General features: G+C 69.8%; 21 protein-coding genes. 10 read left to right on the plus strand and 11 right to left on the minus strand.

All coding sequences use genetic code 11. The features are described 5' to 3' along the window. Positions 1 to 7: 7 nt before the first annotated feature. Entirely contained in the window at positions 8 to 793 is a 786-nt protein-coding gene (locus MYSTI_RS36565; protein WP_015352891.1) for a heme oxygenase-like domain-containing protein, read from the plus strand. Positions 794 to 820: 27 nt separating this feature from the next. Here MYSTI_RS36565 and MYSTI_RS36570 read toward each other — a convergent pair whose 3' ends face one another. The 8 genes from MYSTI_RS36570 to MYSTI_RS36605 form a co-directional block, all read right to left on the minus strand. After that, positions 821 to 1,279, minus strand: coding sequence for a hypothetical protein (locus MYSTI_RS36570; protein ID WP_015352892.1), 459 nt, complete (start codon positions 1,277 to 1,279; stop codon positions 821 to 823). Beyond that, positions 1,276 to 1,923 carry an anti-sigma factor family protein gene (locus tag MYSTI_RS36575; protein ID WP_015352893.1) on the minus strand — a complete coding sequence of 216 codons (648 nt, stop codon included), beginning with the start codon at positions 1,921 to 1,923 and terminating at the stop codon, positions 1,276 to 1,278. Before MYSTI_RS36575 ends, MYSTI_RS36570 begins: the two co-directional genes overlap by 4 nt. Positions 1,924 to 1,995: 72 nt before the next feature. Then, complete coding sequence (locus MYSTI_RS36580; protein ID WP_015352894.1) at positions 1,996 to 2,610, minus strand: RNA polymerase sigma factor; 615 nt, start codon at positions 2,608 to 2,610, stop codon at positions 1,996 to 1,998. A 77-nt stretch (positions 2,611 to 2,687) separates the two neighbouring features. Next, on the minus strand, positions 2,688 to 3,605 hold the full coding sequence (locus MYSTI_RS36585; protein WP_144370216.1) for an Immediate early protein ICP0: 918 nt from the start codon (positions 3,603 to 3,605) through the stop codon (positions 2,688 to 2,690). A 204-nt stretch (positions 3,606 to 3,809) separates the two neighbouring features. After that, positions 3,810 to 4,292, minus strand: a complete 483-nt coding sequence (locus tag MYSTI_RS36590; protein WP_015352896.1) for a UbiA prenyltransferase family protein — start codon at positions 4,290 to 4,292, stop codon at positions 3,810 to 3,812. A gap of 14 nt (positions 4,293 to 4,306) precedes the next feature. Next, a complete protein-coding gene (hemF, locus tag MYSTI_RS36595; protein ID WP_015352897.1) occupies positions 4,307 to 5,224 on the minus strand; it encodes an oxygen-dependent coproporphyrinogen oxidase in 918 nt (305 codons plus the stop codon). A gap of 22 nt (positions 5,225 to 5,246) precedes the next feature. After that, on the minus strand, positions 5,247 to 6,002 hold the full coding sequence (locus MYSTI_RS36600; RefSeq protein ID WP_044282551.1) for a hypothetical protein: 756 nt from the start codon (positions 6,000 to 6,002) through the stop codon (positions 5,247 to 5,249). Positions 6,003 to 6,059: 57 nt separating this feature from the next. Then, positions 6,060 to 6,350: a DUF3467 domain-containing protein gene (locus tag MYSTI_RS36605; RefSeq protein ID WP_015352899.1), complete on the minus strand. Its 291-nt coding sequence runs from the start codon at positions 6,348 to 6,350 to the stop codon at positions 6,060 to 6,062. 69 nt (positions 6,351 to 6,419) lie between these two features. Between MYSTI_RS36605 and MYSTI_RS36610 the strand changes: the two genes are divergently transcribed. From MYSTI_RS36610 to MYSTI_RS36625, 4 genes are all read left to right on the plus strand, one after another. Further along, on the plus strand, positions 6,420 to 7,220 hold the full coding sequence (locus MYSTI_RS36610) for an alpha/beta hydrolase (RefSeq protein WP_044900910.1): 801 nt from the start codon (positions 6,420 to 6,422) through the stop codon (positions 7,218 to 7,220). 55 nt (positions 7,221 to 7,275) lie between these two features. Beyond that, positions 7,276 to 7,992 (plus strand): ABC transporter ATP-binding protein, encoded by a 717-nt coding sequence (locus tag MYSTI_RS36615; RefSeq protein WP_015352901.1) that lies wholly within the window; start codon positions 7,276 to 7,278, stop codon positions 7,990 to 7,992. A gap of 88 nt (positions 7,993 to 8,080) precedes the next feature. Then, complete coding sequence (locus tag MYSTI_RS36620; RefSeq protein WP_015352902.1) at positions 8,081 to 10,618, plus strand: ABC transporter permease; 2,538 nt, start codon at positions 8,081 to 8,083, stop codon at positions 10,616 to 10,618. 4 nt (positions 10,619 to 10,622) lie between these two features. Continuing rightward, positions 10,623 to 11,894, plus strand: a complete 1,272-nt coding sequence (locus tag MYSTI_RS36625; protein WP_015352903.1) for a lipocalin-like domain-containing protein — start codon at positions 10,623 to 10,625, stop codon at positions 11,892 to 11,894. Positions 11,895 to 11,900: 6 nt separating this feature from the next. Here MYSTI_RS36625 and MYSTI_RS36630 read toward each other — a convergent pair whose 3' ends face one another. Further along, a complete protein-coding gene (locus MYSTI_RS36630; protein ID WP_015352904.1) occupies positions 11,901 to 13,001 on the minus strand; it encodes a hypothetical protein in 1,101 nt (366 codons plus the stop codon). 15 nt (positions 13,002 to 13,016) lie between these two features. Continuing rightward, a complete protein-coding gene (locus MYSTI_RS36635; RefSeq protein WP_015352905.1) occupies positions 13,017 to 14,111 on the minus strand; it encodes a phosphoribosyltransferase in 1,095 nt (364 codons plus the stop codon). A gap of 205 nt (positions 14,112 to 14,316) precedes the next feature. Between MYSTI_RS36635 and MYSTI_RS36640 the strand changes: the two genes are divergently transcribed. From MYSTI_RS36640 to MYSTI_RS36660, 5 genes are all read left to right on the plus strand, one after another. Beyond that, a complete protein-coding gene (locus tag MYSTI_RS36640; protein WP_015352906.1) occupies positions 14,317 to 15,960 on the plus strand; it encodes a flagellar motor protein MotB in 1,644 nt (547 codons plus the stop codon). Positions 15,961 to 16,010: 50 nt separating this feature from the next. After that, a complete protein-coding gene (gene glpK, locus MYSTI_RS36645; RefSeq protein WP_015352907.1) occupies positions 16,011 to 17,501 on the plus strand; it encodes a glycerol kinase GlpK in 1,491 nt (496 codons plus the stop codon). Between the two features lie 347 nt (positions 17,502 to 17,848). Beyond that, a complete protein-coding gene (locus MYSTI_RS36650; protein WP_015352908.1) occupies positions 17,849 to 18,160 on the plus strand; it encodes a 4a-hydroxytetrahydrobiopterin dehydratase in 312 nt (103 codons plus the stop codon). A 53-nt stretch (positions 18,161 to 18,213) separates the two neighbouring features. Next, positions 18,214 to 19,446, plus strand: coding sequence for a hypothetical protein (locus MYSTI_RS36655; protein WP_044900911.1), 1,233 nt, complete (start codon positions 18,214 to 18,216; stop codon positions 19,444 to 19,446). Positions 19,447 to 19,666: 220 nt separating this feature from the next. Beyond that, the gene (locus MYSTI_RS36660) at positions 19,667 to 21,181 is read left to right on the plus strand and encodes a hypothetical protein (RefSeq protein WP_233278077.1); all 1,515 of its coding nucleotides are present in this window, start codon (positions 19,667 to 19,669) and stop codon (positions 21,179 to 21,181) included. Between the two features lie 218 nt (positions 21,182 to 21,399). Here the strand turns inward: MYSTI_RS36660 and MYSTI_RS36665 are convergent, their stop codons facing one another. After that, a complete protein-coding gene (locus MYSTI_RS36665) occupies positions 21,400 to 21,801 on the minus strand; it encodes a hypothetical protein (RefSeq protein WP_015352911.1) in 402 nt (133 codons plus the stop codon). Positions 21,802 to 22,369: the final 568 nt, after the last annotated feature.

Raw genomic sequence — 22,369 nt, forward strand, 5'->3', positions numbered from 1 at the left:
GACACCGATGAAGGCCGTGCTCCAACACATTGAAGCGCGTGAGAAGCGGTTCGCCGCACACCCGTTCTTCCTGGAGCTGAGGCAGGACCGTCCCTTGGACCAGGTGATGGCGTTCGCGCCTCGGCTCACGTTCTGGGTGATGTCGTTCCAGGACGTGCTGCGGCTCAACGCGCACTTCATCCAGGACCCGCACCTCAAGGCGCTCGCCACGCGTCACCACGCGGAGGAGACCGGGCACGACCAGTGGTTCGAGGACGACATCGCCGCGCTCACGGGCGGCTCGCTGAGCATCGGCGCGCTCTACGGCAAGACGCACGCGAAGACGCGCGAGGCCGCGTACACCATCATCAGCGAGGTGTACCGCCCCGTGGATGACCGGGTGCGCATCGTCCTGCTCCTGGCGCTGGAGTCCACCAGCCACGTGTTCTTCGGCCGCACCGCCACGCTCTGCGCCTCCCAGGGCGCGGACGAGCGGCTCAAGTACTTCTCCGACCACCACATGAGGGCGGAGGCCCAGCACGCCGTCTTCGAGCAGCAGCTGGCCGCGGAGCTGGAGGCCATGGAGCTGGAGCCGCACATCCGCGAGGACGCGCTGGCCATGGTGGACCGGTGCTTCTGCGCCTTCGAGAGCCTGCTCACGGGGATGATTCTCCACCTGGAGCACGAGCGCGCCGAGGACGCCACCCCGCGCCAGGCGACCCTGGCACGGCCTTCTTCAGAGGAGCACGAGGAGCACGAAGAGGCGGAGCCCGGCATGGCTCCCGCGCGGCTCTCCGTGGACCGGGCCGCCTGAAACAAGGCGGCCGTGACAGCCGCTTCGCTAGTTCGAGGGCGGGGAGAGCACCAGGATGAGCTCTCCGCCCACGTGCTTCCCGGCCTTCTGGTAGACGACGCCGTGGCGGCCCAGCTCCACGTCCAGCGTGGGCTGGCGCGGAATGGCCACGCGCACGGTGGCGGTGCCGTCCTTCATGCCCAGCAGCGTCAGGGACGCGTTGCTTCCGTTGGGCAGCTTCACCTCGGTGGACTTCTTGGAGCCCACGTCCAGCTTGTCGTTGGACAGGCGCTTGAAGGAGGTGAAGTTGAAGTTCTGCTTCTGGAACTGCTCCTTCATCTTCGCCAACTCCGGAGGGTCCACCTCCGAGCCCTTGCGCGAGGCGAGCACCACCTCCACCTGGACGCTGACCTTCTGCTCGTCCTGCGCCAGGCCGGCGAGCGGCACCAGCACCCCCAGGCCCAGCACGGCCAGCATCATCCGGCCGGACGACACGTGTCTTCTCACAGGCTTCCTCCTGACGGCCGCTCCGTGTCGAACTTCGGCTTGGCCAGGGGCCGGGGGCCCTTGGCGCCATCGCGAAGCCCGCCGCTCACATCCTCTTCCAGCTCCTCGTCCTCTTCGGGCGACTTGCCGTCCTCCGGCTCCTCGTCCACCAGCCAGATGATGGTGCTCTTGTCCTCGGTCTCCAGCACCACCGGCGCGACGCGCGCGTCCTGGTAGGGCTGGATGGACTTCACCGTCATCCGGTCCGCACCGTAGCCCACCGGCGCCCGGTCGCTCAGCAGCAGCGGCAGGCCCACCGCCACCAGCACGGCGGCCGTGGCCAGCGACGACACCATGGCGGTGCGCTGGTAGAGGAACATCTCGGACACGGCCAGCTTCAGCCGCTCGAAGAGGGGCGGCTTCTCCGGCGTCACCCGCGCCATCACCTTCTGCGCGAAGTCCTTGAAGTCGACATCGTCCACCGCCATGTCCAGGCCGACCCGGAGCAGGCCCGACTCGGCGCGCAGGTCCGCGGTGCGCCCGGTGCAGTCGCGGCACGCGGCGAGATGACGCTCCACGTTCACCCGCTCCGCGGGAGTCACCTCCCCGTCGACGTACGGGGAGAGCATGGGGACGAAACGCTCACATGCGGGATTGCCGGCCATAACCTTCACCCTGCTGGTGGTGGGAGCTGCGAACCGTGTGACGCGGGGTTCCCTCAGATATTCGAGGGTCCCTCATTCGCCACCCACCCCACTCTTGGCTTCGTCCAACTCCAGGTACTCACTGAGGATTTTCTGGACCTTGGCCCGGGCATGGAAGAGGCGGCTCATCACCGTGCCCTTGGGAATATCGAGCGTGCGGGCCAGGTCCTCGTAGGACATGCCTTCGATCTCCCGGAGCAGGAGGATGGCGCGGTGCTTCTCCGGCACGGTGCCCAGGGCCTCCTGAATCTTCTCCGCCAACTCCCGCCGGAGCGCGCTCTTCTGGGGGTTGGTGCCCAGCCGGCTGCCCAGCGCGCCGATGCGCGCCTCGGACAGGTCCATGGCCTGGCTCTCGTCGAACTCGACGACCTCACCGCCGCCGCCGCGCTTGCGCAGCACGTCGATGCAGACGTTCACCGTGATTCGGTAGAGCCAGGTGTAGAAGGACGAGTCGCCCTTGAAGTGGTCCAGGTACTTGTAGACCTTGACGAACGCCTCCTGGGAGACGTCCATCGCTTCTTCCTTGTCCTTGAGCATGCCGAGCGCGACCGCGTACACCTTGCGCTGGTAACGCTCGACGAGAAGCTTGAACGCGCGCTGGTCGCCGCTCCGGACGCGCTTGACGAGTGTAAGGTCGTCGGTGGCCAATGGGTGCGGCAACGTACCACAAGCCGGCCCGGGCCAAGCACTTTCGCGCCACCGGGCCGTCCGCCTGCCCCGTCTCCCTAGAGGCTCACGAGCGCCACGACAATCAAGGCGATGGCCGCCAGGGCCAGCATGGCGCCGAACGCCACCCTGTCCCACTGCCCCTGCGCCACCGCCCCGTCCTCCGGGCCTTCCCGGAAGCCGTGCAGCACGTTCCACAGCATCATGGGCCCAAGCCGGCGGTTCGTCCGGCGGGAGCGGGCCCCGTCTGGAGAGGGCTCCTCGTCGACCTCGGTCGTCTGCCCGTCGACGACGCGCGCCTGGGGCACGGAAGGCCCTCCGCGGAGCGCCTCCATGCCGCGCTGCGAGGAGGCGGACGCCTGCTCGGTGGCTCCCTCCTTGCGAAGGGCGGCCTCCGAGTGGAGCACCTCCGGGGGCGGCTCCAGCCGGACGCTGGCCACGCGCTCGCGGGCCTCCTCCGGAGTCCGGGCGGAGAGCACCCACAGGCCCTGCGTCACCCCATCCTGCCCGGTGCGAGCGTCGCGCAGCTCGGCGAAGCCCTGGCCCTTGAGGGCGTCGCGGAAGGTGGCCTGGGTCTCCTTCTGCGGTGGCTGGGCCGCGGCGGCCTCGGCGTAGGCGGCGAAGAAGGTCCACAGCCGGGTGGCGCGCTCGGTGCTGGGAAGCTGCGACGGCTTCAGGTGCGCGGAGAGGAGCGCCGCGTCGGAGCCGAAGCGCTGGCCCAGCTCCACCTGCGTCGCCACCTTCTCCAGCCCCGGGGGAATCAGCTCCGCGACCCTCCGCACCGGCGCCCGCTCCTGTCCGCCCAGGGACGGGTGCTGCTGGGGCACGGAGGGCTGCGTGCGGAAGCCGTCGCGCGGCGGGGGGAGTCCTCCCTCGGAGGACTTGGGGCCCGTCGGGGGGAGCGAGCCCTTCCCCGAGTGGACAAGGAGCCGGGCCAGCTGGCCAAAGCCCGCGGCGATTCGCGAGGTCGTGGACATGGGCGAACCCTCATCAAACCTGGAGAGAGACTGTTCGGGACGCGAGCCTAACCCGCCTCCCTTCAGGGAGCCGAGGTTTCGCACGCGCGACACCAGGTCCTCGCCCCGGCCCGCGGGACGAGGTGCATCGCGTTGCGCACGGATGTCGCCGACGTGCCCCATCTCCCGGATTCTCGCGCGGAGCGAGGGACGGGTTGCGGCGGCCTACTCCCCTTCGCGCTCCACCTCGATGGGTCCTGTCATGCCGTGAGCATCCAGCCGCACGCGATAGAGGGAGTTCAGCCCGTCGCCGTCGAAGTCGCCGCGCGCCAGGCACGACACCTCCGGCTCGCCCACGGGGCTCTCCTGCACCAGGACCTCGTACTGGAAGCGCACCTGCTCGCCGGGCTCGAAGCCCAGGCGGTGGAAGGCCTCGTCCTCGGGGAAGGGCACGGCCTGTCCCCCCTTGGGGACGTCCCGAGGCGTGGGTCCCGCCATCACATAGTGGCCGTGCTCGGCCCGGAACGACTGCACCGCGTCACACAGCGCCAGCACGTTGAGGCGGGCCTCCGCGTCCGTGGGCCGCTCGGGCGCCGCGTGTGTTCGCCGGAAGACAGACACACTGGCCAGGCCCCCCAGGAGGACCAGCGCCCCCACGAACAGGGGCCACTTCGCGCGGGGTCCGCCTCTCGTCTCGAGCGTGGCCATGGGCGGGGGGGACCTCAGCCTCGAGGAGGGCTCCACGACGCCCAGTCGCGAGGCTGGCGCAGCACCTCCACCAGCCGGGCCTCCCAGCTTCCGGGCTCCGGGTGGTGGTCGTAGCGCCAGCGCGTCTGGGGCGGCAGCGACATGAGGATGGACTCGGTGCGCCCGCGCGTCTCCAGGCCGAAGACGGTGCCCCGGTCATGGACGAGGTTGAACTCCACGTAGCGCCCGCGCCGCACCTCCTGCCAGAAGCGCTGGGCCTCCGTGAAGGGCGTGTCCTTGCGGCGCTCGGCGATGGGCAGGTACGCGTCCAGGAAGGCCTTGCCGCAGTCGCGCACGAAGTCGAACTCGCGCTCCAATTCGCCCCCCATGTTCTCGAAGAAGATGCCGCCCACGCCGCGCGTCTCCTCGCGGTGGCGCACGTGGAAGTACTGGTCACACGCCGCCTTGAAGCGCGGGTAGTACGCCGCGTCGTGCGCGTCACACGCGGCCTTGTGCACGCGGTGGAAGTGCGCCGCGTCCTCCTCGTAGAGGTAGTACGGCGTCAGGTCCGCGCCGCCGCCGAACCACGCCTTCCCGCCCTGGTGGATGAAGCGGTAGTTGGCGTGGACGGTGGGCACGTGCGGGTTGCGCGGGTGCAGCACCAGGGAGATGCCGCCCGCCCAGAACGAGCGCCCCTCGCCCTGGAGCTTCTTGGCGAACTGCTCCTCCAGCTCACCGAACACCACCGACGTGTTGACGCCGGCCCGCTCCAGCACGGCGCCATCCTCCAGCACCCGCGTGCGTCCGCCGCCGCCCCCCGGACGCTGCCAGGCGTCCTCGCGAAAGCGCGACGAGCCGTCCAGCCGCTCCAGTGCCTGGCAGATGTCGTCCTGCAGGGACTGGGTGAAAGCGGCCATCCGCTCCTTCATGCCCTCCACGTCCACCTTCGTCATGCGTGCTCCTGGCGAGTACCGCTCACGGAGCGGAGTAGTCGGCCGGCGCCTCGAAGTCCACAGGCGGAACCGCGGGCGCGTTGTGGCCCGCGGCGTCGAACGCCTCGATGCGGGCGCGGTAGCTGCGGCCGTCCTCCATGGCGAACGTGCCGCTGCACGCCTCGTGGCCGATGAAGGCCGTGTTGTTGACCACCGGCACCACGTACTGCTGCACGCTGGGGCCCGGGCGGCGCGGCTCCAGCTTCACCACGAGATACGCGGGGCTCTCCTCGCGCAGCGACAGGTTGAGGCGCACGAAGCGCGTGGTGCCCTGGGGCGTGCGGCGCAGGATGCCCTCGGAGACGGCGGGGCGCTTCTGCCACCGGGGCGCCTGGGTGTCCGCGCCCTTGCCCGTGTACCACTCGGGCAGCGCCGCGCCCTTGCCGTTGAGCAGGGCGACGTTGGGGAGCACCTCGTCGATGCGCAGCGAGTAGCGCTTGTCCGGCTCCAGCTTGCCGGAGACCTTGAGGACGATGGTGGCCCGGCCCAGGCTGCTCTCCCAGCCGCGCTGCGCCTTCACCTCCACCTCGTGGCTGTCGGACACCAGCCGCAGCTTCTTGCCCACCAGCGACACCACGGACTCGCGAGCGGTGCCCACGCCTTCCAGCAGGAAGCGGCTGTTGATGGGGATGATGGCCCCGGGCGTGGGGAACAGCTGCACCCCGTCCCCCAGACATTGAGCGGAGGCGGCGCGGGCGAACAACAGCACGAACAGCGGCACGAGGAGTCGGAGCACGATGCCCCGAGTCTGCGCCCCTGCGGGTTGGATTCCAACCCCGGGGTGTGACTCACCCGCTCAGTGCACCCCGCCGTCATCCTCGCGCACGGTGATGGGGCCGAACTTCGCCTCGTACCGTTGGAGGTTGTCCTGCATGGCCATCATCAGCCGCTTCATGTGCTTGGGGCTGGTGATGATGCGCGAGCGCACCTTGGCGCGCAGCTGCTGCGGCTGGACGTAGATGAAGTCCAGGGTGAATTCCGTGTCCGTGTGGTTCACGAGGGCCATGTTGGCGTACTGACCATTGGCGACGTCCTCGTCGATTTGAATCTGCAACTGCATGTCCGGGGGCTTCGGAGTGTCCGCCATGAGGCAGGGGGCATAGCGCCTGTGCCCTCGCGTGGCCAGCGTCACGTCATGATGGACGCGCGCTTGGCCATGGATGAGGAGAAGACAGGGGCGTTCGAGCTGGGGCACGGTCCCGATGCGTGTCTGGTGCTGCACGGCTTCACCGGCAGTCCCTGGGATGTGCGGCCGTTGGCCGAGGCCCTGGCCGCGCGAGGAATGCGCGTCGTGGCCCCGCTCCTGCCCGGACATGGCGCCACGCCCCAGGCGCTGCTGGGGGTCACCTGGCGCGACTGGCGGGACGAGGCCCGGCGCGCGCTCGACCTGCTGCGGGGCCACCGGCAGGTCTTCGTCGCGGGCCTGTCCATGGGCGCGCTGCTCGCGGTGGGCCTGGCCGCGGATGCGCCCGCGAGGGTGCGCGGACTGGTGCTCGCCGCGCCGGCCCTGCGCTTTCGAGGAGCACGCATGCGCGTCATCCGTCAGCTGTCGCGCACGCCGCTGCTCGAGTGGGTGCACCCGTGGGTGGCGAAGTCGAGCACGGACATCTCGGACCCGGCGGTCCTGGCCATGGCGCCCATCCTCTCCGGGTTCCCCGTGGCGAGGCTCCGGGACGTCGTCACCTTGCAGGACGCCGCGGCCCGGAGCGCCGCGCGCGTGCGGTGCCCTGTCCTCATCGCCGTGGCGGAGCAGGACCATGTCGTGGACCCACGAGGAGGGCTGGAGCTGGCGCGGCGGCTCAAGGCGTCCCCGTGCGTGCGCGTCCTCTCGCTCCAGCGAGGATTCCACATCATCCCTCGCGACACGGACGGGCCGCGCCTCGCGAGGGAGGCCTGCGACTTTTTGACGCACGTCTGTAACTTTGGAGAATGGGAGCCACAATCCGCGGGCACCTGAGGGTGTCCGAGGGGAGCGGCGTAGAACACGTTCTCCGTTTATCAAGGGCTCACACATGCCCTCGTCCGACACGCCCCCGCTCGTCGAGATTCGCGATGTCACCAAGTCCTACGCGGAGGGCGACACCTCGCGAGAGGTCCTCTCCGGGGTGAAGCTGGAGCTGCGCCGGGGTGAGTTCGTGGTGCTGCTGGGCCGCAGCGGCTCCGGCAAGTCCACGCTGCTCAACCTCATCAGCGGCATCGACCTGCCCACGCGCGGCGAGGTGCTCATCGACGGGAAGAGCCTGGGCACGATGAGCGAGCGCGAGCGCACGCTGCTGCGCCGCGAGCGCGTGGGGTTCATCTTCCAGGCCTTCAACCTGCTGCCCACGTTGACGGTGGAGGAGAACGTGCGGCTGCCGGTGGAGCTCAACGGCCACGCGGCCTCGGAGGCGGGAGCTCGCGCGCGGGAGTTGCTGGAGCGGGTGGGCCTGGCCGCTCGCGCGGGCAGCTTCCCGGACCGGCTGTCGGGCGGAGAGCAGCAGCGCGTGGCGGTGGCTCGGGCCCTGGCGCATGCGCCGCCCCTGCTGCTGGCGGATGAGCCCACGGGCAACCTGGACGAAGCCACGGGGCGGCAGGTGCTGGACCTGCTGGAGGGACTCACGCGGCAAGGCAATGCCTGCGCGCTCGTCGTCACCCACGAGCCGGGGTTGATGGCGCGCGCGGACCGGGTGCTGGAGATGACGAACGGGCGGCTGGTGGAGCGCGAGGCACCGAAGAGGACGCCGCGATGAAGGCCGCTGGCGCGGTGAGCCTCACGTCCCCCATGTCGAACGTCCTGACCGCGCAGCCTCCGCACGCGGTGCTTCACGAGGAGCTCCGATGAAAGGCCTCCTGGTCCGCGCAAGCCTTCGCCACCTGGGTCGACACCCGTGGCTGACGGCGCTGTCCCTCGTGGGGATTGCGCTGGGTGTGGCGGTGGTCGTGTCCATCGACCTGGCGAGCGGCAGCGCGATGCGCGCGTTCGAGCGCTCCACCGATGCGGTGGCGGGGCGCGCCACGCATCAACTGCTGGGGGGCACGTCGGGGCTGCCGGAGCGCGTGTATCGCGACCTGCGCGTGCGGCCCGATGCGCCCGTGTCCGCGCCCGTGGTGGAGGGCTACGCGCAGGCGAGCGTGGGCGACCGGCGCACGCTCACGCTGCTGGGGATGGACCCCTTCGCGGAGGCGCCCTTCCGAGACTTCTCCAGCGGCGCCGCGGGGGACGTGAGCACGCTGCTCACCGAGCCGGGCACCGTGCTCCTCAGCGCACGCGCGGCCCGAGCGCTGGGCGTGGGAGTCGGCGACGTGTTGCCGGTGCGGGTCGCCGGACGCGACGCCCGGCTCCGCGTCATGTCCCTGATTGCCCCCGCGAACGAGGACACCGCGCGCGCGGTGGAGTCCCTCGCGCTGATGGACCTCTCCACCGCGCAGGAGCTGCTCGGCCAGGAAGGCCGGCTCACGCGCGTGGACCTGATTCTCCCCGGGGGCGAAGCGCAGGCGGAGCAACTCCGCGCGGCGCTGCCGCCCGGGACGGAGCTGGTCCGAGCCTCCGCGCGAACCGGAACCCTGGAGCAGATGACGCGGGCGTTCCGCACCAACCTCACCGCGCTCTCGCTGCTGGCGCTCGTGGTGGGGATGTTCCTCATCTACAACACGATGACGTTCTCGGTGGTGCAGCGGCGCGGCCTCCTCGGCCGGCTGCGCGCGGTGGGCATCACCCGTCGGGAGCTGTTCGCGCTCGTCCTGGGTGAGGCCCTGGTGCTGGGACTGGTGGGCACGGTGGCGGGGCTGCTGCTCGGCATCATCCTGGGGCGAGGGCTCGTCGGCCTCATCACCCAGACACTCAATGACCTCTACTTCGTGGTGAGCGTGCGCAGGCTGGCGCTGGAGCCCCTCACGCTGGCGAAGGGCCTGGGCCTGGGCCTGGGCGCCACGGTGCTCGCGGCGCTGGTGCCCGCGTGGGAGGCCGCGCGCTCGGCGCCGGTGACGACGCTGCGCCGCTCAACGCTCGAGGACGTCTCCCGCACCCGCGCGCCCAAGCTCGCGCTGATGGGGCTGGCGCTGCTGGCCTCGGGCGTGGGGATGTTGAACTGGCCCACGCACGCGCTGCTCCCCGCCTACGTGGGACTCTTCGGAGTCCTGCTGGGCGCGGCGCTGCTGGTGCCCTGGCTGACGGAGCGGCTGTCGCTCATCGCCGCCGTGCCGCTGGGCCTCTCCTTCGGACTGCTGGGGCGCATGGCCGCGCGCGGTGTGCGGACCAGCCTGAGTCGCACGGCGGTGGCGCTGGCCGCGTTGATGGTCGCGGTCGCGACGACGGTGGGCGTGGGGCTGATGGTGTCCAGCTTCCGAGGCACCGTGATGTCCTGGCTGGAGGCCTCCCTCCTCGCGGACGTGTACATCTCCCCGGCCACGATGGTCGCCCGGCGCGAGTCCGCCTCGCTGACACCCGGGCTCGCCGAGCACCTGCGCGCCACGCCGGGCATCGCCGGCAGCAGCTCCCTGCGGCTGACGCAGGTCCAGGTGGATGGGCTGCGCACGGACCTGTCCGCGGTGGACTTGAGCCGCACGGCGGCGCGGCCCTATCGCTTCAAGCAAGGCGACGACGCATCCGTGTGGCGCGAGCTGGAGTCATCCACGGATGCGCTCATCGTCTCGGAGCCCCTGTCCTTCCATCGCGGCGTGAACGTCGGCGACACGGTGCAACTGGCCACGGACCGCGGGCTCCACGACTTCCGCGTCGTCGGCGTGTACTTCGACTACGGCTCCGACGTGGGCACCGTCCTGATGCCTCGCGCCACCTATGACCGGTGGTTCGACGACCGGGGCGTGAGCGGCGTCGCGCTGTACGCGGCCCCGGGGCAGGACCTGGACGCGCTCCTCGCCTCGGTGCGCGAGCGCGCGGGAGACTCGCAGGCCCTGCTCATCCGCTCCAATCGCTCCCTGCGGCAGATGTCGATGGAGGTGTTCGACCGCACCTTCACGATTACGCAGGTGCTCCGGCTGCTCGCCATCTGCGTGGCCTTCGTCGGGGTGCTCAGCGCGCTGATGTCCCTGCAACTGGAGCGGGCCCGAGAGCTCGCGGTGCTGCGCGCCACGGGCCTGACGCCCGGACAGCTCTGGGGACTGGTGTCGCTCCAGACAGGACTCCTGGGGCTGCTCGCGGGGCTGTTCTCCCTGCCGCTGGGCGTGGGGCTCGCGTACATCCTGGTGCACGTCATCAACCAGCGCTCCTTCGGCTGGACCCTGCGGCTCGCCGTGTCGCCCGAGACACTGGGGCAGGCCCTGCTGCTCTCGTTGGTGGCCGCCGCGCTGGCGGGGCTCTACCCCGCGTGGAAGATGGCGCGCGCCAATCCCGCGCTCGCGTTGAGGGAGGAGTGACGCCATGAGCACCAGCAACGGCCGAGGACTCGTCATCGGAACCGGGGTCGCGCTGTCGGCGCTGGCCGTGGCGGCCTGGTTCGTCACGCGTGAGACCCAGCCCCCCGCGCTCAACCGGGGAGGCACCCTCACGGTGGCCCGGGCCATGGGCAGCGGCACCCAAGGCATGGAGGGCTACGCGCGCGCCTTCGAGCCCCGCGCCTTCCACTTCCCCGAGGACCACGGTCCCCATCCCGAGTTCCGCACCGAGTGGTGGTACTGGACCGGAAACCTCGAGACCACCGACGGGCGTGCGTTCGGATATCAGTTCACGCTGTTCCGCAACGCGCTGACCCCGGACGCCCCCGCGCGCGCCTCGGCCTGGGGAGCGCGGCAGGTGTATCTGGGTCACTTCACGGTGACGGATGTCTCGGCGGGGAAGTTCCACGCCTCGGAGCGCTACAGCCGGGAGGCCCTGGGGCTCGCGGGCGCCGCCGCTCAGCCGTTCAAGGTGTGGCTGGAGGACTGGGAGGCCACGAGCGTCGGTGAAGGCATGTGGCCCGTGCGGCTGCGCGCCCGGACGAAGGACGTCACCCTGGAGCTGCTGCTGGAGCCCGGCAAGGCCCCCGTGCTCGAAGGCGACCGGGGACTGAGCCAGAAGAGCGAGGAGCCGGGCAACGCGTCCTACTACTACTCGATGACCCGCATGCCCTCACAAGGCACGGTGCAACTGGATGGACAGACGTACGCGGTGACGGGCGAGAGCTGGATGGACCGCGAGTGGAGCACCAGCGCGCTGGGCCAGGGGCAGGTGGGCTGGGATTGGTTCTCGCTCCAGCTCTCGGACGGAAGCGAGCTGATGTACTACCAGCTCCGTCACGAGGACGGGACGGTGGATGCGTTCAGCTCGGGCACCTGGGTGCCTCCCGCGAGCGCCGCGGACAGCGCGCCCCTGCACCTGAAGCGCGAGGACGTGGAGCTCACCGTGCTGGACACCTGGAAGAGTCCTCGCGGCGGCGAGTATCCCTCCCGCTGGAAGCTGCGCGTGGCGAAGCTGGGCCTGGAGCTCACCGCGACCCCCAAGGTCTCCGACCAGGAGCTGGTGGTGAGCGTGCGCTACTGGGAGGGCGCGGTGAGCCTGGACGGAACTCGTCAGGGCCAGCCGGTGAAGGGCCGAGGCTACGTGGAGCTGACGGGCTACGCGGACACGGGCGCCTCCGCGCGAGGACCGGGCACCCGCGCCCGAGGGACCCCGGAGAGCCAAGGCCGCCCCTCGCCCGAACCGTCGCGCCCGTGAGTCACCTCACGGCGCGTAGACGATGTCCGGCTTCGCGGGAGTGATGGCCTCCTTCCGCCACCAGCTCTGCACCTCGCGCCCTCCGGCGAACTTCGGCATCCGCATCCCGTAGGAGTCCACCTGGAAGCGGTACTTCGCGGGTGCCAGGAAGACGGGCGTGCTGCGCTTCTCGCTGTAGGGACACAGGCCGTAGGTGGAGATGTTCCACAGCGTCGCCTGGTGCAGCGCGAAGTCCTTGCCGTGACGGCCCTTGAGCCCCAGCACACCCTTCACATACGTCCCGGGCCAGCCCTCGAGCTGGAAGAAGGTGTTGTAGTCGAGGTACTCGACGTCGCCGTCGATGATGCTCTTGCTCTTCCAGTCCGTCGTGTCGACGACGAGCGAGCAGATGAAGGGACAGTCCTTCGTCGGCGCCAGCTCCCCCGTGACATAGGGATAGGCATACGCCGTCCCCAGCGACGGGATGGGCCCCTTCGAGCCGTGATAGCGATAGTGGCTGTGGCCGATGGCCGTGTTCTGCGCGCCGCCCCACGGCGTCCAGGAGCCGAAGCTCTTGGCGAACGCACCGTAGAAGTCCTCGGTGACAATCTTCGTGTCGCCGTAGTTGTGGAGGACGACGAAGTGGGCGCCCGCCGCGAACAGCGTCAACAAGCGCCGCACGTTCTCCGTGTTCCAGGGCGTGTCCTTGTCCGGGCCCACCAGGCGGTGCTGCCGCCACGCGTCGATGCGGTAGCGAGGCGCATGGTACGTGACGCCCTTGGCCACGTTGACGAAGGTGCTCTTCTTGACGATGTGGGGCACCCACAGCGTCATGTCGTTGTCGCGCACGTAGTCCGCGAGGAACTTGAGGAACTTCCGGTCCGACGCCGGACAACTCCCGCGCGTGTCCTCCGGGCTCATCCACCCCGCGAGCAGCGTGCTCAGCATCAGGTCCAGGTCCACCGAGTCCATCATCCAGAGCGCGGCGACCTGCTGGGCGCACGCATCCGAGTCCGCCATCTTCGTCGCGGAGGAGATGTACTGCGTGGGCTCGCGGACCTGCGGGTCGAACATCCGGTCCACGAGCGTGTCGATGTTGGAGAACTGGTAGCGGAGGATGGCGGTCATGGATGAGGTGTCTCCTCAGAGCTCCCGGACGCGGTCGGAGGAGTCCACGACCGGCACCACCGAGAACAAGCCCTTGAACAGCATGAAGATGTACGCAATCGCCAGGATGGACAGGATGGCGCCGATGGCTGCCTGGACGGGATGGTTGGCCACGTACGTCGAGGCCTGCCCGAAACGATAGGAGAGCGCCCCGTCGGGGATGCCGTACTCCTCGGAGGAGAGGCGGCTGTAGCGGTTGTTCAGGTGCTCCTTCTCCACATCGCTCCGACGCCTGTTCGGATTCGTCGGGATGAACGAGAAGGACTGGTTGAGCGTCCGGCCCGGGTTCCTCCGCTTCCGGAACCAGTTCTTGCTGTCCTCCTCCAGCGCGTACTTCGACTCCTTGAACGCGCTCTCGAGCTTCTCCAGCGCCCCCTCCTTGTCCTCCCCCATGTGCTCGATGGCCAGCTTCATGACCGCCCGGAGCCGGTTCTCGACCTCATCACTGGAGACGGGGAAGTTCCCCGCGCGGATGAAGGCCTCCGACGTCCGGGGGAACCGCGCGAAGGGCTCCTTGTCGATGGTGGCCTTGAGCACCTTGAGCAGCCGGTGCGCGGCGCTGATGTCGGGGCTGAACTTCTTGAGGACGGACTTCTCGTGCTGGAGGAACTGCTCCAGCTCCGTCAGCGGCGCGATGTAGACATGCTTGGCTTCATCGTGCAGCCCCACCGTCTTCAGGTGATGCTCCATCAAGGCCTGCGCGCTCATGAGCGAGTAGCCGGAGTCCACGTAGTCGACCAGGATGAGCCTGCGCCCCTCGAGCAGCTCCCTGGGGAGATACTTCTCGATGTAGTTCGACATCGCCTTGTCGTAGGGGACGTCGCGCTTGCCCTGTTCGTACTCTTTCTTGGTGGTCTCGATGCTGAGCGGGAAGTCCACCGCCTTGATGCCGAAGACCTGGCGGAGGAACTCCATCACCACCACGGGACTGCGCCCCAGGCCCACGTAGAGGAACTTGCCGCCCAGCGACTCGGCCTCTTCCAGGAGCAGCCTGGAGACGTAGTAGAAGCCAGCCAGGTCCTTGCGCTGGAACAGCCGGTTCTCCCCTTGCTCACCGACGTACTTGGGCATGCGGGACTCCCCCTCTCGACCCGGCAAACCCTAGCGCAACATCCACTCCGGGTGTGAGGAGTGAAACACTTCCCAACCCCAGACGTCACCCAGACAAGCGTCCCGCCTGCCCTCACAGGTCTCCCGCCCCTGGCACCTGGCTTGCCTATGAGTCCAGACAAACCCTGAGTGACGTTCGCCCATGGACGTCGGAGGCGGTGAGGCCATGCGCGAGCATCGACGCGGCGGGTGGTGGTTGGGATTGCTGGGCACCCTGCTTCTCATCGGCTGCAAGGAGAGCGCGAAGACACAGCCGCCTCTCCTCGCCGAGCAGGAGGAGGAGGTCCCCGACGCGGGGCTCCCCACCCCGGAAGATGCGGGGCCTGTCGACGCGGGCGTGCCTCCCGCCGAGGAGGCACCGGACGCGGGCGAACCCGACGCGGGAGCACCCGACGCGGGCCCCGCCACCGGCCCCGCGCTGCCTCCAGACGCGAGCGGCTGGCGCTTCCTGGGCACCGCCGAGGGCGGACCTCGCGAGGTGCTGGGCGTCACCCAGGACGAGGGTGGAAACATCTGGGTCGCGGGCGGCGAGGACGGCCTGTGCCTGGTGCGCGCGGGTGCAAACAGCTTTCAGTGCTTCACCCTCGCGGACGGGTTGCACCCGTGGGGCGCGTGGAAGGGCAAGGACCCGCTGCCCGAGCAGCGCTACCTCAAGGTGACGGCGGTGACAGGCGGCCCTTCGGGCGTCGTCTTCGTCGGCTACGCGGGCAAGCCCGGCTGCGAGGGTGAGTTCTACAAGCCGCCTGGAGCGCCCAAGGACCCCTCCATCTTCAAGAGCGGCGACGCGGACCGCGTGGAGCTCAAGGCGGACGGAACGCTGGCCGTGGTCCACTACGACATCCACTCCCCCGCGCACTCGGTGCCTGGGTATGGACACCGCGAGAAGCTCTGCACGGTGAACCGCATCGTCTGGGACAAGGCGACCGACGGCCTGTGGTTCGCGGCGAACCACGGGCTCGCCTGGGGGGAGGCGAGCTACCAGGGCGGCGAGGAGTGCTCCCACCCCCAGGTCCGCGTGTCCAACGCGTGGAGCCACGTCACGCGCGATGCGCAGGGCAACGAGGTGAACAACGAGCCTCGGCAGCGCTGCAAGTTCGGCGTCATGGAGCACGTCCACCCGGCCATCCAGATGCAGGGCACGGAGGCGGAGGATGATGACAACAGCCGGCTCGCGGGCGCGGTGTGGGGCGTGGCGGTGCGCCCGGATGGAGACGTGTGGATGGGGACGGCCATCCGCAGCTCGGTTTTCCACATCATGACCAACGCCGTGGGCCATGTGGGCACGGGCGCGCCCTGGAACTTCGAGATGGCGCGCAAGCAGACGGAGGAGAAGAAGCACAAGGCCAACCGCATCGACATCTGGCCAGATGCCGTGGCCGAGCCCATTCCGCCCACACGGGAGCAGCGCAAGGACGACGTCGTGAGCGACCTGGCCTTGATGCCGGACGGCACCGTCTGGGTGTCCAGCTTCGCGTGGGGACTGGCGAAGCTGAGCGACACGGGGCAGGTGTTGGACCATGCGCTGACAGGGGACGCGGAGCGCTTCGTCTCCTCTCTGGAGAGGGACTCGCGAGACGGCAGCGTGTGGATTGGCCACCAGTGGGGCCGAGGACTGATGCGGCTGCACACGGACGGCGCCTTCGTCACCCACAACAAGGTGCTCAAGGGCCTGGCGAGCCAGCCCATCTGGGACATCCAGGTGGTGGGCTCGGGAGACTCGCGGGTGGTACTGGTGGGCTTCGGGGCCTCGCGGGATGGCTCGAACAACATCACGCGGCCGGGCGCCATCGGCATCTACACCGGACGGTGACGTGGAGTAGGGTCCTCCCAACGCGCGTCATCCTCGGGAGGACCCACCCCATGCCGAAGGCGAAGTACGTCCTGGCCCTGGACCAGGGCACCACTGGCACCCACGTCTCCATCCTCGACTCGAAGCTCAAGGTGGTGGGCCGCTCCTACAAGGAGTTCACCCAGCACTTCCCCAAGCCGTCCTGGGTGGAGCACGACCTGGATGAAATCTGGAGCACGAGCGAGTGGTGTATCGCCCGCGCGCTGAAGGACGCCGGGCTGCACGGCCGGGACATCTCCGCGGTGGGCATCACCAACCAGCGCGAGACGACGGGCCTGTGGTCTCGGGACAGCGGCAAGCCCCTGCACCGCGCCATCGTCTGGCAGGACCGCCGCACGTCGGAGATGTGCCGCCGGCTCAAGGAGCGCGGCGTGGAGCCTCGCGTGCGGGACATCACCGGGCTGGTGGTGGACCCATACTTCTCCGGCACCAAGCTCACCTGGTTCTTCGAGCACCTGAAGGGTGCCCGCGCGCGCGCCGAGCGGGGGGACGTGTGCTTCGGAACCATCGACACGTGGCTCGTCTACAAGCTCACGGGTGGCACGGCGCACGTCACGGACGTGTCCAATGCCAGCCGCACGATGTTGATGGACTTGAAGACGCTCCAGTGGAGCGATGAGATGCGCTCGCTCCTGTCGGTACCGGGGGCGTGCCTGCCGCAGATTCGCGGCTCGGCGGAGGTGTACGGCACCACGCGAGGCATGCGCAGCCTGCCGGACGGTGTCCCCGTCGCGGGCATGGCGGGCGACCAGCAGGCGGCCCTCTTCGGTCAGGCGTGCTTCGAGCCCGGCGAGTCCAAGTGTACGTACGGCACGGGGGCGTTCCTGTTGATGAACACGGGCACGGCGCCGGTGCGTTCGTCGGCGGGCCTGCTGACCACGGTGGCGTGGCGGCTGGGCGGCACGGGCTCCACGACGTATGCGCTGGAGGGGAGCAGCTTCATCGCCGGGGCCGCGGTGCAGTGGCTGCGGGATGGGCTGAAGATCATCAAGCGCGCGCCGGATATCGAAGCGCTCGCTGCGAGCGTGAAGGACTCGGGTGACGTGGTGTTCGTGCCGGCGCTCGCGGGCCTGGGAGCGCCGCACTGGCGTCCCGAGGCGCGGGGCTTGTTCGCGGGCATGGACCGCTCCACCACGGTGGCGCACATGGCGCGCGCGGTGCTGGAGGGCATCGCGCTGCAGATTCACGACCTGGCGGAGGCGATGCGCCGCGACAGCGGACGAGACATCCCCGTGTTCAAGGCGGACGGCGGCGCGGCGGCCAACAACTTGCTGATGCAGTACCAGGCGGACCTGCTGGGAGTCCCCGTGGTGCGCCCGCGCAACCTGGAGACGACCAGCCTGGGCGCGGCGTTCCTGGGGGGCCTGGGCGCGGGTGTCTGGGACAGCCCGGACGCCATCCGCCGCGCGTGGAAGGCGGACAAGGTCTTCAAGCCGAAGATGAAGGCCGATGCGCGCGAGCGACACCTGAGCAAATGGAAGCGCGCGGTGGAGCGGGCGTAGGTCGACCGTGAGACCGGGGCGCGCCGGGTTCATGACGGCGCGCACGGGCGCATCGCGCGGGTCTGATGCGAGTACGCGAAGCCCTGCGTGTCTCACCCCGTCGCCCCCAAGCTCCTCCAGGTGAATCATCACCGTCCGGCCGGAATCCTCCCGGTGCGGGCCCGCCGCCCCGAGTGGGACGGTGAGCACGAACCTCGCGGCTCGGATGGTGGCCCGCCGCCGCATCCACCGACGAGGTTCCGCGCGACTCGGAGCATTTCACTGGGACGGTGAAACATCGGGCGAGTGAGCACTCTGGAGGCAGACGATGACTTCCCTCGGCCGCGAGAGCGGGTAAGAAGGTGGTCATGGCCACCCAGCTCACCCAGCTGACTCCCGAGGCGCTTCAGTCCTTCCTCGCCCAGCATCCCGAGTGGAAGCATGAAGGCGGGATGATTCGCCGCACCTTCGAGGCCCCCTCCTTCCTCGCCGGCATCACCTTCGTCGAGCGCGTGGCCCACGCCGCCGAGCGCGCGGACCACCACCCGGACATCGACATCCGCTGGCGCAAGGTGACACTCGCCCTCGTCACCCATGACGCCGGAGGACTCACCTCGCGCGACACCTCACTGGCCGCGGAAGCCGACCGCCTCTTCGACGAGGTCACCCCCCAGAAGTGAGTGCCTCCGACGCGGCCCCCGTCTCTCCGCTCCGCGATGTCCCGTGGCTTCGGCTGCTCACGGTGGGCATCGCGCTCGGACTCGCCTCCCCTGCCTGGGCGCAGGAAGGGGAGCCCATCCAGCCTCGCCCGGAGCGGCTGTACTTCAATCCCGGCGCGCTGCTGGGCTCGGCCCGCGTGGTGTCGCTGGGCGGCGCCTACGTCGGCATCGCCGAGGGCGCCGCGGGCTTCCCCAGCAACCTGGCCGCGCTCGCCCACCGAGGCCCCGCGCTGGACAAGGACTGGGACCTGGGCGTCACCCTGTCCTGGCTCGACCTGCCGTTCACCAGTGGACGCGCGCGCGACGTGGACAACGACGGACGCGCCGATGAAGGCCAGGACCGGCGGCAGCTCCTCGGCGGGTTGATGCTGCAGTACAAGCGCTTCGGCATCGGCTTCGCGCTGCGCAACAGCGTCGTCGCGTACTGCGCGACCGCCACCTGCGCCGGAGACACCGAGCGCATCCGCGTGTCGCTGACCCAGTCCGTGCTCGCCGGAGCGGTGTCTTTCGGACAGGACGACTTCATCCTCGCGCTCGGCATCTACGCGGCGCAGGCGTCCTTCCGCCTGTCGTCCGGTGGAGACGACTGGCGCTACGGCGACACGGGCGTCGCCATCGACATGCTGTACCGCCCCCACGGCCGCCCGTGGCGCCTGGGTGTCACCGTCCGGCCAGAGGTCATCGCGGACTGGAGGCGCGACGGGGAGCAGCCTCCCGTGCTCGCGGGGAGGACGCTGTTCGGCGCGGTGGTGTCTCCGGCCGTGCTCTCCCTGGGCGCGAGCTGGCGGCTGGGCGAAGGCGCGGAGCGCTACAACCGCCTGTCCCCCGCGAGCCGGCGCCAGCTCATCATCGACGGGGATGCGCTGCCCGTGCCCGAAGAGGAGCCTCGGGATGCTCCCGCGGGGCGCTGGCTCATCAGCGCGCAGGTGGACCTGCTCTCCAGCGTGGACAACGCCGTGCCGCTGCGCTCGTTCGCCTCCACGGCGGACGAGGAGTTCGTGGGACATACGACGACGTTCGCTCCTCGACTCGGCGTGGAGCATGACACCGTGCCCGGGATGATTCGGCTGCGCGCGGGCGTGTACGCGGAGCCCTCGCCCTTCGACGGCCGTCCGCCGCGTCCACACATCACCGGCGGCTTCGAGGTGTTCGTGCTGCGCTACTGGGAGGACTGGTCCATCAGCGCCTCCTTCGACCTGGCGAGCCGCTACAGCAACGTCGGCTTGTCCATCGGCTTCTGGCGCTGACGCACCTGGAGCGTGGGAAGCGCGTTCCCCACGGTGGGGACGGCACCGGAGCAGGCAGGACGCGAGTGCCTCGGGGCGGACGGGCGGGCGGACATCGCTCGCGGTGTTGCTGGCCCCTCCACGCATGGAGACCCTCCGTGAGCGGAGGCATGTCATGCATTCAGGGCGGCGGTGGTTTCAGACTGTCGCGTTCGCGACAGCACTGGGCTGGGCGGGATGGGTGACGGGATGCAGCGAGGCAGAGGACCGGGAGCCTCGCGACTGTCCCGATGCGATGCGGAGGGATTGTCCTTCCCAGGAGACTCCCTCCGAGGAGGACGCGGGGACACCACCGGAGGACGCGGGGACGACGACGCCCCCGCAGGTACCTCCGGATGCGGGCGGGCCTCCTCCGATGGAGCCACCCCCTCCACCGCCCCCCGCGACGACGGGGAGCACGCTGTGGCTCGGGCGCGAGGGGACGGCCCAGGACGACCTGGCGCTGGGCGCGGCCGTGGACAGCAACGGCGATGTCCTCACCGTCGCGCAGTACGAACTGGACGACCTCCAGGAGCGTCAGCCCACGGACAACTCCGTGAAGTTGGTGCTCACGCGCCGCGCGGCGATGGGCGAGCAGCGCTGGACGCGGAGCTACTCGGTGCGCGTGGCGGACACGCCCGTCTCCCTGCGCGCGGATGTGAATGCGCGCGTCGCGCCGGGTCCCGAGGAGGGCTCCTTCGTCGCGGCGGACGCCCGAGGGCTCGTGGAGTTCGCTCCGCAGTCGGGCCTGGGCAACGGCGCGTTCGTCGTCCGGCTGGACCGGGAGGGCAACGTGGTCTGGTCGGCCTCGGTCCCCGGGCGGGATGTCACGGTCGCGGACATCGCGGTGGATGGACAGGGCCGGCCCCGGGTGGCGTTCAACACGTCGGGCTCCACGGACTTCGGTGGAGGCGTGAAGGGCTCGGGCGCGGTGGTGGTGACGTACTCCCTGGACGGCAAGGCGGAGCAGGCGCTGTCCGTGGGCCAGGGCGAAGGCGGCGACTCTCGCGTGACGCTGACCACCCTGGCGCTCACGCCGGAGGGGAGCGTCGTGGTGGGTGGGAGCTACGCCGGCCTGGTTCGCTTCGGTGAGCACCGCGTGGGGTCCGCGAAGGACGGCAGCCCGTTCCTGGCGCGGTATCAGCCCGACGGGAAGCTGGCCTGGGTGAAGCCGCTGTCGCAGGCGACCGGGATGGTGCGCGACGTGGGGGTGGATGGTCAGGGCACGGTGGTGGCGCTGGGCTCCTTCCTCGGGACGGTGTCGTGGGGGACGACGAAGCTCCAGGGCCACGTGTATCGGGCGAGCCCCTTCCTGGTGGCCGCGGACCCGACGGGAAAGCCGAAGTGGGCGCGCAACCTGGGGGATGGGCTCCAGGCCGGGGCGCTCGGAGTGGAGCCTTCGGGTGAGCTGGTGGTGGCGGGGTTCACGTACTCGCTCATCGTGGATGGCGCGTCCGGGCCGGATGGGCTGGGTTCGGCGCAGCCGGTGGCGCTCCGCTATGGAGCGAATGGAGCGTCGCAGGGGCTGCGCCTGTACCTGTCCGACCCGCCGCGCGCGCGAGGTGAGCTGTACGGCGTGGAGGAGATTCGCTTCGTGGGGGTGCTGCCCGATGGAGACACCGTGTTGTTCGGCCACACGGACCGGGACACGGACTTCGGCACGGGCCGGCGAGCCCCCGCTCGGAGCGACCTGTTCCTCATCCGCATGAAGCATTGAGGCATTGAAGCCAGCCGGGGGAGCGGAAGACACACCGCCCCCCCGGCTGTGATTTCTACAGGGGGTGTCGGTGCATTCGAGGCCCCGAGGACATGGCGATGCCCTCAGGGGCGACGACGCATTCGCGCCCAAGCATTCACAACCGTCGTGTGGTCATCACAGCGGGCCCTGGGCGCGGCGTCGTGCTCACGCGAAACAACGCCTGAGGCCGGTGCGGCTCAGCGGCGCGTCGTGCGGCGAGTGGTCTTCCGAGCCCCCTTGCGAGCGCCACCGCGCGCGGTGGTGCTCTTGCGAGCCGCGCCCTTGCGAGCGGTGCGGCCCGCGGCGGCGGCCCTGCGCGCGGTGGTCTTGCGAGCGCCACGCCGGGCGCCACCGGCGGCGACCTTCTTCCGGGACGCCTTGCGAGCCGTGGTCTTGCCGCGAGCCGAGGTCTTCCGCGTGGAGGAACGGCGGGAGGACGTCTTCTTCGCGCGAGCACCGGTGCGGCGAGCGCCCTTCTTGGCGGCGCGGCGCTTCCGGGCAGGCGACTTGCGCGTCGAGGCTGACACGGCGGAGGCCAATCCCAGGTCCGAGGGGGCCATGACGTCAGTGACTTCCGAATTGATGGTCTCGTGAATCATTCCATCTCCTCCAGTGAGGGAGAACGACAAGCGATGCACGTCACAGAGTACGCCTGCTCGCGCGAGATGAGAGCCGTCACGTCGGCAAGATGAACGACATCGGACGAATGACACGTCAGCGGTTGCGCATCAGGAAACGCTCGCGTGCTCGCGACACGCGCCTGTTCAGCAGGACAGACGCCACAGCGCAGCGTCCCGCCGCAGCCATCGGAGGTCTCACCACAGCGCTGGCCCAGGGCCGCACAGGTGGCGGACAACGCCACCTTCCGCGCCGCCCTCAAGGCCCCGCCCGGCAGCAGATGGGGCAGCGCGTCCGAGCCCGTCAGCCAGCGGGGAACCTCCGTGTCCGCCGCAGGAGCGTGCATCAAGAGAATGGCCCGGCGGTCCTCCAGGGGCTCCGACAGCGCCCATCCGACCGTATCCCCCCATCTCCAAGTCGCCCACGGCCCTGGCTGGTTTCACCTCGGAGCCGCGGGTGGATTCACGAGCGAGCCGCTTGAGCAGACATTCAGCGCGATGCCATGGAATGGCATGCCATCGCGCTGCTGGGTTTTGACATCGATGCGAG

Source organism: Myxococcus stipitatus DSM 14675 (genome assembly GCF_000331735.1).
Lineage (GTDB): Bacteria > Myxococcota > Myxococcia > Myxococcales > Myxococcaceae > Myxococcus > Myxococcus stipitatus.